General features: G+C 72.5%; 11 protein-coding genes. 3 read left to right on the forward strand and 8 right to left on the reverse strand.

Annotation, left to right across the window (positions count from 1 at the left end):
• The first annotated feature begins 61 nt into the window (after positions 1-61).
• A complete protein-coding gene (locus tag ABZ128_RS21290) occupies positions 62-1,234 on the forward strand; it encodes a hypothetical protein (RefSeq protein WP_356850289.1) in 1,173 nt (390 codons plus the stop codon).
• 81 nt (positions 1,235-1,315) lie between these two features.
• On the opposite strand, the gene hflX is transcribed toward ABZ128_RS21290, so the two are convergent.
• The 6 genes from hflX to miaA form a co-directional block, all read right to left on the reverse strand.
• Positions 1,316-2,821 (reverse strand): GTPase HflX, encoded by a 1,506-nt coding sequence (gene hflX, locus ABZ128_RS21295; protein ID WP_356850290.1) that lies wholly within the window; start codon positions 2,819-2,821, stop codon positions 1,316-1,318.
• Positions 2,822-2,975: 154 nt separating this feature from the next.
• Positions 2,976-4,421, reverse strand: a complete 1,446-nt coding sequence (locus ABZ128_RS21300) for a M1 family metallopeptidase (RefSeq protein WP_356850292.1) — start codon at positions 4,419-4,421, stop codon at positions 2,976-2,978.
• Positions 4,422-4,553: 132 nt separating this feature from the next.
• A complete protein-coding gene (locus ABZ128_RS21305) occupies positions 4,554-6,638 on the reverse strand; it encodes an HD domain-containing protein (protein WP_356850294.1) in 2,085 nt (694 codons plus the stop codon).
• 140 nt (positions 6,639-6,778) lie between these two features.
• Entirely contained in the window at positions 6,779-7,654 is an 876-nt protein-coding gene (gene dapF, locus ABZ128_RS21310; RefSeq protein ID WP_356850296.1) for a diaminopimelate epimerase, read from the reverse strand.
• Positions 7,655-7,752: 98 nt separating this feature from the next.
• Complete coding sequence (locus tag ABZ128_RS21315) at positions 7,753-8,265, reverse strand: hypothetical protein (protein ID WP_356850362.1); 513 nt, start codon at positions 8,263-8,265, stop codon at positions 7,753-7,755.
• Between the two features lie 131 nt (positions 8,266-8,396).
• Entirely contained in the window at positions 8,397-9,335 is a 939-nt protein-coding gene (gene miaA, locus ABZ128_RS21320; protein WP_356850298.1) for a tRNA (adenosine(37)-N6)-dimethylallyltransferase MiaA, read from the reverse strand.
• 232 nt (positions 9,336-9,567) lie between these two features.
• Between miaA and ABZ128_RS21325 the strand changes: the two genes are divergently transcribed.
• Positions 9,568-9,705, forward strand: coding sequence for a gliding motility protein (locus ABZ128_RS21325; RefSeq protein ID WP_356850300.1), 138 nt, complete (start codon positions 9,568-9,570; stop codon positions 9,703-9,705).
• A 23-nt stretch (positions 9,706-9,728) separates the two neighbouring features.
• Positions 9,729-10,001, forward strand: a complete 273-nt coding sequence (locus ABZ128_RS21330; protein WP_356850302.1) for an antitoxin — start codon at positions 9,729-9,731, stop codon at positions 9,999-10,001.
• 118 nt (positions 10,002-10,119) lie between these two features.
• Here the strand turns inward: ABZ128_RS21330 and ABZ128_RS21335 are convergent, their stop codons facing one another.
• A complete protein-coding gene (locus ABZ128_RS21335; protein ID WP_356850304.1) occupies positions 10,120-10,827 on the reverse strand; it encodes a class III extradiol dioxygenase subunit B-like domain-containing protein in 708 nt (235 codons plus the stop codon).
• Between the two features lie 31 nt (positions 10,828-10,858).
• Positions 10,859-12,379, reverse strand: a complete 1,521-nt coding sequence (miaB, locus tag ABZ128_RS21340; protein ID WP_356850306.1) for a tRNA (N6-isopentenyl adenosine(37)-C2)-methylthiotransferase MiaB — start codon at positions 12,377-12,379, stop codon at positions 10,859-10,861.
• Positions 12,380-12,392 lie beyond the last annotated feature (13 nt).

Here is a 12,392-nt window from a genome sequence, read left to right on the forward strand (position 1 = left end):
GAGCGGCACGTACCTCACTGCACCGCATCCCACGCCCAGAATCACCAGGGGGATTCACGACATGCGACCGAACCGACCGGTCACCGCGATCCTGTGCGCGGCGGCACTCGCGATGACCGCCGCGGCCTGCGGACCCGGAGACGGGGAGGCCGGCGGCGACGCCAAGCCGACCGTGGCGGCGAGCCTTCCGTCCGGGGCCGAGGGGATCAAGATCCCGGACCAGCTCAGGGACAAGCTCAAGCAGCACGGCATAGACATGGAGCAGTGGAAGGGGGGTGCGTGGAAGAACTGGAAGAGGGAGGACTGGCTCCGCGAGGCGGGCGACTACATCAACCCGATCATCGAGGGCCTGTGGGACTCGGACCGGATGCGTGATGCGGAGCAGCCGCAGACGCCGGCGGTCGACCCGGATGCGGGCAAGGACCAGGGCGTCACGGACCCGGCCCCGGCTCCGGTGGTGGCGAAGGCGGCGAACGCGCCGTACCACACGAGCGTTCCGGTGTCGGGCAAGGTCTTCTTCGACGGCCCCGAGGGCTCGATGGTCTGCTCGGCGACCGTGGTCAAGGACCCGGCGCACCCGGGCAGGTCCAACATGGTCTGGACGGCGGGCCACTGCGTGCACGCCGGCCAGTCGGGCGGCTGGTACCGCAACATCGCCTTCGTGCCCTCCTACAACAACGCCGGGAAGCCCGCGGCGCAGCTGAAGGGTGCTCCGCGCAACGAGGTGGCCCCCTACGGCGTGTGGTGGAGCGACTGGGCGCAGACCTCGGACCAGTGGATCGCGACCGGCGGCCCCAAGGGCGGCGCGGGCGCCCCGTACGACTTCGCGGTGCTGCACGTGACCCCGGAGAAGAGCACGGGCAAGTCGCTGGAGGAGACCGTCGGTTCGGCCCTCCCGGTGGAGTTCAACGCCCCGGCGGTGCCGAAGGTCGCGGGCATCACCGCGACGGGCTACCCGGCGGCGGCTCCCTTCGACGGGCAGAAGGCGTACCAGTGCACGGACAAGCCGGGCCGGCTGTCGCTGAACGCGACCGACCCGGTGATGTACCGCATCGGCTGCACGATGACCGGCGGTTCCTCCGGCGGCGGCTGGGTGGCGACCGGCAGTGACGGCAAGCCGGCGCTGGTGTCGAACACCTCGATCGGCCCGGCCAAGGCGGGCTGGCTGGCCGGACCGCGGCTGGGCCCGGAGGCCAAGGGGATCTTCGACGCGGTGAGCCGCAAGTTCAAGTAGCCCCCTCCCGGTCTGTTCGGACCGCACACACGGCCGAGGGCCCCTGCAGTGCAGGGGCCCTCGGTCTTCGTTCTCCGCGTGTTACCGCTTCGCGGGCACGTACGGGGACAGGTCCGCCGCCAGTTCCTGGTGGACGCGCACCTTGAGCAGGGTGCCCTCCGGGGTGTGCTCCTCGGAGATCACCTCGCCCTCGGCGTGGGCGCGGGCGACCAGCGAGCCGTGCGTGTACGGCACGAGGGCCTCCACCTCGACCTCGGGCCGCGGCAGTTCGGCGTCGATGAGCCCGAGGAGTTCCGCGATGCCCTGGCCGGTCCGCGCCGAGACGGCGATGGAGTGCCGCTCGATCCGCAGCAGCCGCTGCAGGACGAGGGGGTCCGCGGCGTCCGCCTTGTTGATCACCACGATCTCGGGCACGTTGACCGCGCCGACCTCGCGGATGACCTCGCGCACGGCCGCCAGCTGCTCCTCCGGCGCCGGGTGCGAGCCGTCGACGATGTGCAGGATGAGGTCGGAGTCGCCGACCTCCTCCATCGTGGAGCGGAACGCCTCGACGAGGTGGTGGGGCAGGTGCCGGACGAAGCCGACCGTGTCGGCCAGGGTGTAGATGCGACCGCTGGGCGTCTCGGCCCGGCGCACGGTCGGGTCGAGGGTGGCGAACAGGGCGTTCTCCACCAGGACGCCCGCGCCCGTGAGCCGGTTGAGCAGGGAGGACTTTCCGGCGTTGGTGTAACCGGCGATGGCGACCGAGGGCACCTTGTTGCGGCGCCGTTCCTGCCGCTTGATGTCGCGGCCGGTCTTCATCTCCGCGATCTCCCGGCGCATCTTCGCCATCTTCTCGCGGATCCGGCGCCGGTCGGTCTCGATCTTGGTCTCACCGGGGCCTCGGGTGGCCATGCCGCCACCGCCGCCGCCACCCATCTGCCGGGACAGCGACTGACCCCAGCCGCGCAGTCGCGGCAGCATGTACTGCATCTGCGCGAGGGCGACCTGTGCCTTGCCCTCTCGGGACTTGGCGTGCTGGGCGAAGATGTCGAGGATCAGGGCGGTGCGGTCGACCACCTTGACCTTGACGACGTCTTCGAGGGCGATGAGCTGGCCGGGGCTGAGCTCACCGTCGCAGACGACGGTGTCGGCGCCGCTCTCCAGCACGATGTCGCGCAGTTCGCGGGCCTTGCCCGAGCCGATGAAGGTGGCCGGGTCGGGCTTGTCGCGGCGCTGGATCACGCCGTCCAGGACGAGTGCGCCCGCCGTTTCGGCGAGGGCGGCGAGCTCCGCGAGGGAGTTCTCGGCGTCCTGCACCGTGCCGGAGGTCCACACGCCGACCAGTACGACGCGCTCCAGGCGCAGCTGTCGGTACTCGACCTCGGTGACGTCTTCGAGCTCGGTGGAGAGGCCCGCGACACGACGCAGCGCCGCGCGCTCGGAGCGCTCGAACTGGTCGCCGTCCCGGTCTCCGTCGATCTCGTGGCTCCAGGCGACGTCCTCTTCCATCAGGGCGTCGGCCCGAAGGCTCTCGGTGAAGCTCTGCGGGTCCGGCACGTCCCGTGCGTCCCGCGCGTCCTGGGAAGGGGAAGAAGAGGAGGTCATTGGATCCTTACGTCGTTGTCGGATGGGTCCGCGTCGGCAGTCCACAGCCGGTGCCACGCGTGACATAACACTGCCACGTCCAACGTGTCACACCGCCGGGAGATTCCCCACGGCGGGCGGCCCCGTCGATGGTGACATGCCCGTTCCCCGGGGGTCACACGCTTTTCGGGCCGCCCCACTCCGGGTGGCCCGGCATGGCGGGGGTCGTCGCCCCGTACAGCCAGGGACGCAGGAAGGGCTCCAGATCGCGTCCGGCCTCCTGCGAGGCGAGGCGTACGAAGTCGTCGGTGCCCGCCGTCGCGTCCTTGTGGTCCCGCAGCCACCGCCGCTCGACGCGGTCGAAGGCCGCGGCGCCGATCTCCTGGCGCAGCGCGTAGAGCACCAGCGCGGCCCCGTCGTACACCACGGGCCGGAACAGCCCGATCTTCTGGCCGGGCGCGGCGGGCTTCGGGGCGGCCGGGGGCCCGCCGGCCGCCCGCCACTGGTCGGAGCGCTGGTACGCCTCGCGCATGCGCCGCTCCATGGAGTACTTCCCGAGGCCGTCCGCGTAGAGGGCCTCGTACCAGGTGGCGTGCCCCTCGTTCAGCCACAGGTCGGACCAGGCCTTCGGGGTGACGCTGTCCCCGAACCACTGGTGGGCGAGCTCGTGCACCATCACGGCCTCGACGTACCACTCGGGGTAGACCTCTCCGGAGAACAGGCCGCTTTCGAAGAGCGAGAGGGTCTGCGTCTCCAGCTCGAAGCCCGTCTTGGCGCGGGCGATCAGTACGCCGTAGTTCTCGAAGGGGTAGCGGCCGACCTGCTTCTCCATCCACTCGACGTGCGCCGCGGTCTTCTTCAGCCACGGGTCCAGGCGCTGCCGGTCCGCGGACGGCACCACGTGGCGCAGCGGAAGTCCGTGCGGTCCGGTCCCGCGGACGACGGCGGAGTCGCCGACGGAGACCTGCGCCAGTTCCGTGGCCATGGGGTGCAGCGTGCGGTACGTCCAGGTCGTGGCGCCGGCTGCCGCCCGGGCCGGCATCGCCCCCGGCACCCCGTTGGCGACGGCGGTGACACCGGCCGGGGCGGTGATCCGGAAGGTGAAGTACGCCTTGTCGGCGGGGTGGTCGTTGCAGGGGAAGACGCGGTGGGCGGCGTCGGCCTGGTTGGCCATGGCCAGGCCGTCGTCGGTGGTCACCCAGCCGCCGTCGCTGCGGCCCCGCGGATCGCTGGTGTGCCGGACGGTGATGTGCAGCGGCACGTTCGGCGCCACGGGACTCGCGGGCGTCAGCACCAGGTCCTCCCCGGCGGTCTCGAAGCGCGCCGGCTGCCCGTTGACCTCGGCGGACGCGACCGTTCCGCGGGTGAAGTCCAGGTTGATCCGCTCCAGCGGCTTCAGGGCGCGGGCGTCGATGACGGTGACCGCTTCGAGCGGGCTCTTGTTGTCCTTGTACGTGAAGGACAGGTCGTACGAGAGGACGTCGTACCCGGGGTTTCCGAGCTCGGGGAAGAGCGGGTCACCGATGCCCAGCGGCTTCGGCGGGGGCAGCACGGCGGCGACGAGAGTGAGGGAGGCCGCGGCGAGCAGGGCGGCGCGCTTGCGGGGGGAGGTCAGCTGCATCCCCCACCGCATACCAGCGCCCGCCGCGCGCCCGTGCACGGCGCGCGACGAGTCCACCCGAACGGGATCCTCCGGCAGGGCCGGGGGACGCCGCGGCAGGGCCTGGTGCGGCCTGATCCGGGAGGCGGGCCTTCAGGCGCGGCTGACGTCGTAGACGCCGGGCACGTCCCGCATGGCGCGCATCAGGGCGGGCAGGCCGGCGGCGTCGGGGAGCTGGAGGGTGTAGGTGTGGCGGACGCGCTGTTCGACGGGGGGTTCCACGGTCGCGGAGACGACCTCGACGCCTTCGCGGGCGATGGCCTCCGTCAGGTCGGCCAGCAGGTGGGGGCGGCCGAACGATTCGGCGACCAGGGTGACCCGGCAGTCCGCGGTGGCCCGCCAGTGGACGGCGACGGAGGTCCGTCCCAGGGAGCGCATCTGCGCGACCGCCGCACAGTGGATGCGGTGGACGGTGACGGCGCCGCCGCGTACGACGAACCCGGCCACCGCGTCCGGCGGCACCGGGGTGCAGCAGCCGGCGAGCCGTACGGTGGCGTGGGGCAGGTCGACGACCGCGTTGCCGCCGCCGCCACGGGCGCCGACCACCGAGAGCGGTGCCCGTGCGGGTGTGGTGGTGGGCGTCGCCCCGTCGGGATGGGCTTCGAGCCAGCTGCTGATGGCGATCCGGGCGGCCGGGGTCCGCGCGTGCTCCAGCCAGTCGGGGGAAGGGCCGGAGGAGGTGTCCTGGGCGAGCAGCAGCTGGACGGTGTCCCCGTCGGACAGCCGGGAGGCGAGGGAGGTGAGGCGCCCGTTGACCCGGGCGCCGATACAGCCGTGGGCCGCTTCGCCGTACTGGGCGTAGGCGGCGTCGATGCAGCTGGCCCCGGCGGGCAGGCTGATCGTGCCGGAGGCGCTGCCGTCCTCCCGGAACACCGTGATCTCCCGGTCCTGGGCCAGCTCGGCCCGCAGCACGCTCCAGAAGGTATCGGGGTCGGGGGCGGACTGCTGCCAGTCGAGCAGCCGGGACAGCCAGCCGGGCCGCGTCGGGTCGACCCGCTCCTCCTCGCACTCGGCGTCGGCGGCCGCGGTGGCGTAGGGGTTGCCGAGGGCGACCACGCCGGCTTCGGCGACGCGGTGCATCTGGTGGGTGCGGACGATGACCTCGGCGACGTACCCCTCGGGCACGGCGACGGCGGTGTGCAGCGACTGGTAGAGGTTGAACTTGGGGGCGGCGATGAAGTCCTTGAACTCCGAGACGACCGGGGTGAAGCAGGTGTGCAGCTCGCCCAGCACCGCGTAGCAGTCGGCGTTCTCGCCGACCAGGACGAGGATGCGGCCGAAGTCCGAGCCGCGCAGCTCGCCGCGTTTGAGGGCGATCCGGTGCACGGAGACGAAGTGCCGGGGCCGTACCTGCACCTGGGCGGTGATGCCGGCGTCGCGCAGGACGGTGCGCACGGAGTCGGCGATGGCCGGGAGCGGGTCGCGCTCCCCCGCGTGGGCGGCGATGAGGGCGCGGGTGGCCTCGTACTCCTCGGGGTGCAGGATCGCGAAGACGAGGTCTTCCAGCTCGGTCTTGAGGGCCTGTACGCCGAGCCGCTCGGCCAGCGGGATGAGCACGTCGCGGGTGACCTTGGCGATGCGGGCCTGCTTCTCGGGGCGCATCACGCCGAGGGTGCGCATGTTGTGGAGCCGGTCGGCGAGCTTGATGGACATCACGCGGACGTCGTTGCCGGTGGCGACGAGCATCTTGCGGAAGGTCTCGGGTTCGGCGGCCGCCCCGTAGTCGATCTTCTCGACCTTGGTGACGCCGTCGACGATGAAGCAGACCTCGTCACCGAATTCCGCCCGGACCTGATCGAGGGTCACGTCGGTGTCCTCGACGGTGTCGTGCAGCAGAGAGGCCGTCAAGGTGGTGGTTTCGGCGCCGAGTTCGGCGAGGATCAGGGTGACCGCGAGTGGATGTGTGATGTACGGCTCACCGCTCTTGCGCATCTGGCCGCGGTGCGAGGACTCCGCGAGCACGTACGCGCGGCGCAGGATGGACAGGTCCGCGTCGGGATGGTGGGCGCGGTGTGCTTCGGCGACGTGTCCGATGGCGTCGGGCAGCCGGTCCCGGGACGTCGGCCCGAGCAGGGCCGCGCGCCCGAGTCGGCGCAGGTCAATGCGGGTCCGGCCCCGTCTGCGGAGTTCGGGGCGCGCTTCGGGACGTGCTTCGGGGTTCGTGGCCTCTGCACTCATGGGCACCTCCGGCGGCTTCGACCGGCAGCGGTGGGCATGGGGTGAGCCCTCAGGGCCGGTGCCTGATGCTACCGACCCCACCACGTGGCGCAGTCCACCTCTCGCTCAGCGTGAAACGGATCACCCATGAGAGGGAATCTTCAGCCGAAAGCCGTTTCGGTGAGCCAGGTCTGGTCGAACTCGCCCGCGGCCACGATGACGGCCGGTCCGGTCATGTCGATCCGGCCGTCGGGGTGTTCGGTGATGACGAGGGTTCCGCCGGGGAGGTCGACGGTGTACGTGGCGGACTCGCCGGTGACCGAGGGGTCGGCCCCGTCGCGCCGGATGGCGGCCACCGCGACGGCGCAGGCGCCGGTGCCGCAGGAGCGGGTCTCGCCGGATCCGCGCTCGTGGACGCGCATGGCGACGTGGCGGGGGCCGCGGTCGACGACGAACTCCACGTTGACCCCGGCCGGGTAGACCTCGGCGGGGCTGTAGGGCGGCGGGTCGAGCAGCTTCCCGGCGTGGTCCAGGCTTTCGACGAAGGTGACGGCGTGCGGGTTGCCCATGTTCACGTTGCGGGCGGGCCAGGCGCGGTCGCCGACCATCACGGTGACCTGCTCCTCGGGGAACACGGCGCGGCCCATGGAGACGGTCACGTCGCCGCTCTTGTCGAGGTGGACCTGCTTGACGCCGCCGCGGGTGGCGACGGCGAGGTCACCGGGCTCGGCGTGGCCGGCGTACTGGAGGTAGCGGGCGAAGACGCGGACGCCGTTGCCGCACATCTCGGCGATGGAGCCGTCGCTGTTGCGGTAGTCCATGAACCACTCGGCCTCGTCGGCCAGGTGCGCGGCCTCGGGGTGGGCGGCGGAGCGGACGACGTGCAGCACGCCGTCGGCGCCGATCCCGGCGCGCCGGTCGCACAGCTTGGCGACGGCCGCCGCGGGCAGCTCGACGGAGTTGTCCGGGTCCGGAACGATCACGAAGTCGTTCTCGGTGCCGTGGCCCTTGAGGAAGGAGAGGGTGCTGTGCGTCACCCGGCCATGGTACCGAGCGGCCGGTGCGCAGGTGGGACGGCCCTGGGCCGTTCAGGGCCCGTCGTGCGGGCCCGGCATGATCGGCCGAAGGACCCGGCCTAGCGGAGGCGGGCCACGCGGTAGACCGCGAGGGCGACGACCGCCAGGGCGATCAGGGCGTAGAGGGCGGCCAGGCGCCAGTCGGGGCGGCGGCCGCTGCCGCGGGGCGGCAGGCCCGGCCAGCTGTAGCCCACGCGGCGCGCGGCCATCATGGCCCAGCCGCCCGCACAGGAGCTGATGAGGAAGCCGAGCATGGCGACGACGGCTCCGCCGTCGCCGAACTCGAAGGCGAGCGGGAAGGCGAACATCAGGGAGCCGGACGCGGCGAGGATCACGATCGGGGCGATCTGCCACAGCCGCAGGCGGCGCTGCGGGCGCAGCTCGACCTCGAACTCGGGGCCGGAGGCGGCCTCCGCCTCGGCGGGGTCCGGGGTGTCCGGGCCGTCGGGGGTCAGCCGCTCGGGGTCGGCGGGCAGGCCGAGTCCGTCGGGCTCGGGCGACCTGTCGAGAAGCGTCGGATCCGCTTCCCGCCGGGTGTCGTCCCGACCGGTGTCGCGAGGGCCGGCCTCCATCGCCACGCGCCCTCCCCACTCGGACTTCGTACGCCGCCGTTCACCGCCGGTGACCGCACCTGCGGAGTTTGATGATGGCACGGCCAGGAGCTCCGAACGGGCGCACGGGGCGTCCCGATGCCATCACGTGATCAGGCTGTAACCGCTCGTTCGACCAACGACAGCGCAAGTCCGGGGAGTTCCCCGCGGTCGGCGGCGGCCCCGCTGAGCCAGTGCACCCGCGGGTCGCGGCGGAACCAGGAGTCCTGGCGGCGGGCGAACCGCTTGGTGGCGCGGACCGTCTCGGCCCGGGCCTCCTCCTCGGTGCACTCCCCTGCGAGCGCGGACAGTACCTGCTGGTAGCCCAGGGCCCTGGAGGCGGTGATTCCGTCGCGCAGGCCCCGGGCCTCCAGGGTGCGGACCTCGTCCACCAGTCCGGCCTCCCACATCCGGTCCACGCGCAGGGCGATCCGCTCGTCGAGCTCGGGCCGGGCCACGTCGACGCCGATCTGCACGGTGTCGTAGACCGACTCGTGGCCGGGCAGGTTGGCGGTGAACGGCTTCCCGGTGATCTCGATGACCTCCAGGGCGCGGACGATGCGCCGGCCGTTGCTGGGCAGGATCGCCCGGGCGGCGTCCGGGTCGGCCGCGGCGAGCCGGGCGTGCAGGGCGCCGGGGCCGCGCAGGGCGGCCTCCTCCTCCAGCCGGGCCCGGACCTCGGGATCGGTGCCGGGGAACTCCATGGCGTCGAGGGCGCCGCGTACGTAGAGCCCGGATCCGCCGACGAGGACGGGCGTACGGCCCTGGGCGAGCAGCTTGTCGATCTCGGCGCGGGCCAGGCGCTGGTACTCGGCGACGCTGGCGGTCTCGGTGACGTCCCAGATGTCGAGGAGGTGGTGCGGTACGCCGCCGCGTTCCTCGGTCGTCAGTTTGGCGGTGCCGATGTCCATCCCCCGGTACAGCTGCATGGAGTCGGCGTTGACGACCTCGCCGTCGAAATGGCGGGCCAGGGCGACGCCCAGGTCGGACTTTCCGGCCGCGGTGGGACCGACGACGGCGATGACCCGCGGGGCGGGGGCTGCTTTCCTCACGGCCCCAGTCTCGCAAACCCCGCGGCATGTACCCGATCGAGCTACGTGACGGGGTGGTGGCGGGGTCGTTGCCCTGACGAGGTTCCGCCCGGCGTACGCCCGGCGGAGGCCGGGCCGGACACAGCGGAACTTCACCCGCACGAGTAACGTTATGGGAGTAGACATGGGCGTTTTTGGTCGGTTTTTTCGTCGTAAGGACGAGGTTGCGACCGCGGAGGCGGCAACCGAGGACGTGACGACGGAGTCCGAGGTGGCCGAGGCCGAGCCCACTGCGGCGCAGGCTCCCGCGGCGGAAGCCGTGGAGATCCCCAAGCAGCAGTCGGCGGAGGCAGCCGCGGACAGCGAGACCGGTGAGGGCGCCCGTACGTAGCTACCGCCACTGGAAGGTGACCCATGGGCCTGCTCGACAATCTGAAGGCCAAGCTCGCTCCGGCGAAGGAGAAGGTCGGCGACCTCGCGCACCAGCACGAGGGCAGGATCGGCGAGGGTCTGGACAAGGTTGCCAAGGTCGTGGACTCCAAGACCCATGGCAAGTACAGCGACCGGATCACGACCGGTACGGGCAAGGCGAAGGACGCCCTGGGCAGGATCGCGCACAAGGACGAGCCCGGCGGACCGACCCCGCCGGCAGCCGGCGGGCCGACTCCGCCGACAGCGGCTCCCTGACCCGGTCGGTTCCGTAAGGGGCGCGGGGTTCACACCGGACCCGCGCCCCTTCGCCGTGCCCGCTCCCGCGGTGTGCCCCTGCCTGCGTGCGTCCCGCTGCGGCCTGGCGGTCCGGCCCTCAGGACCAGGCGGCCACGAAGTAGCCGACCCCGTACGGGGCGTCCTCGTACAGCAGCCGCCCTTCGAGGCCCGCACCCTCCGCGGCGCCCGCCAGCACCTGCCAGGGAGCCCGGCCGGCCGCCTGCAGCTCCTGCGCGAGGCCGGCGTCCAGGGCGGCGAGCGCCTGCACGTCCGCCGCGGCCAGGGCCCGGGCGGTGGCGGCGTCGAACGCCTCGGCGCGCTCGTCCAGGTAGCCGGGGGCCTTCAGGGTGCGGCAGGCGCTGCCGTCGCCCATGACGAGCAGGGCGACGCGGCCGTCGCGGGCGGCGAGGTCCCGGCCGGTCTCCAGGCACCGCTCGGCGCCCAGCCGCTCGTCCACCGCGAGGCCCTCGACGGGGGCGGCGCCCCAGCGGGCGTGCTCCAGCAGCCACGCCCCGACGGCCAGGGCGGCCGGCAGCGGGCGCGGGCCCTCGTCCCCGGTCCCCAGCCGTACGTCGGCGGCGACACCGAAGCCGCGGAAGCCGCCGCGGGAGCCCTGGGGGTAGCGACCCTGCCGGTCCGCGTCCGAGGCTCCGACGACGACGAGCCGGTCGGGGCGGGAGGCGGCCAGCACGGCGAGTGCGTCGGAGCAGGCGGTACGGGCGTCGCCGAGTTCGGCGGCGGCCCCCGCGGCGACCTCGGGCACGAGGAGCGGCGGGGCGGGGCAGACGGCTGCGGCTACGAGCATGATCCGCAGCCTAGCCGCCCGGCGGGGCGCGTCACGAGGGCAGGGCGCAGCCCGTGGTGGCCTCCGGGAGCGGGGCCGGGACGCCCAGCGTGGGGATGCCCAGCATGACGCCCTTCGGCTGCGCGGGGGCGGCGTTGCGCCGCTCCCAGGCGTCGCCCGCCCGGGTGCGGCGCACCGAGCGGGTCGGGCCTTCGGCGAGGAGGTGGTGCGGGGCGGCGTAGGTGATCTCCACGGTCACCACGTCACCGGGGCGGACCTCCGTCTCCGGCTTCGTGAAGTGCACGAGGCGGTTGTCGGGGGCACGCCCCGACAGGCGGTGCGTCGTCCCGTCCTTGCGGCCCTCGCCCTCGGCGACCATGACCTCCAGGGTCCGGCCGACCTGCTTCTTGTTCTCCTCCCAGGAGATCTCCTCCTGGAGGGCGACCAGGCGCTCGTAGCGCGCCTGCACGACCTCCTTCGGGATCTGGCCGTCCATGTCGGCGGCGGGGGTGCCGGGCCGCTTGGAGTACTGGAAGGTGAACGCGTTCGCGAAGCGCGCCTGCCGGACCGTGTGCATCGTCTGCTCGAAGTCCTCCTCGGTCTCGCCGGGGAAGCCCACGATGATGTCGGTGGAGATCGCGGCGTGCGGGATCGCGGCCCTCACCTTCTCGATGATGCCGAGGAAGCGCTCCTGGCGGTACGAGCGGCGCATCGCCTTGAGGATCGTGTCCGAGCCGGACTGCAGCGGCATGTGCAGCTGCGGCATCACGTTCGGGGTCTCGGCCATGGCCGCGATCACGTCGTCGGTGAAGTCGCGCGGGTGCGGGGAGGTGAAGCGGACGCGCTCCAGGCCCTCGATCCGGCCGCAGGCGCGCAGCAGCTTGGAGAAGGCCTCGCGGTCGCCGAGGTCGGAGCCGTAGGCGTTCACGTTCTGGCCGAGCAGGGTGATCTCCGAGACGCCCTCGGCGACCAGCGCCTCCACCTCGGCGAGGATGTCACCCGGCCGGCGGTCCTCCTCCTTGCCCCGCAGCGCCGGGACGATGCAGAAGGTGCAGGTGTTGTTGCAGCCGACGGAGATCGAGACCCAGGCGGCGTACGCGGACTCGCGGCGGGTCGGCAGGGTCGACGGGAAGGCCTCCAGCGACTCGGCGATCTCGACCTGCGCCTCCTCCTGAATGCGGGCGCGCTCCAGCAGGACCGGCAGCTTGCCGATGTTGTGTGTGCCGAAGACGACGTCGACCCAGGGGGCCCGCTTGACGATGGTGTCGCGGTCCTTCTGCGCGAGGCAGCCGCCGACGGCGATCTGCATGCCGGGGCGCTTGGTCTTCATCGGGGCGAGCCGGCCGAGGTTGCCGTACAGCTTGTTGTCGGCGTTCTCGCGCACCGCGCAGGTGTTGAAGACGACGACGTCCGCGTCGCCGTCGGAGCCCTCGGGGGCCCGCGTGTAGCCCGCGTCCTCCAGCAGACCGGAGAGTCGCTCGGAGTCGTGCACGTTCATCTGGCACCCGTAGGTGCGCACCTCGTAAGTTCCCTTGACGTCCACTGCCGTGCTCCGGTCGCTGCTGCTGGTCATGCAACAAGGGTAG

This window comes from Streptomyces sp. NPDC006326 (assembly GCF_040612915.1).
Taxonomy (GTDB): Bacteria; Actinomycetota; Actinomycetes; order Streptomycetales; family Streptomycetaceae; genus Streptomyces.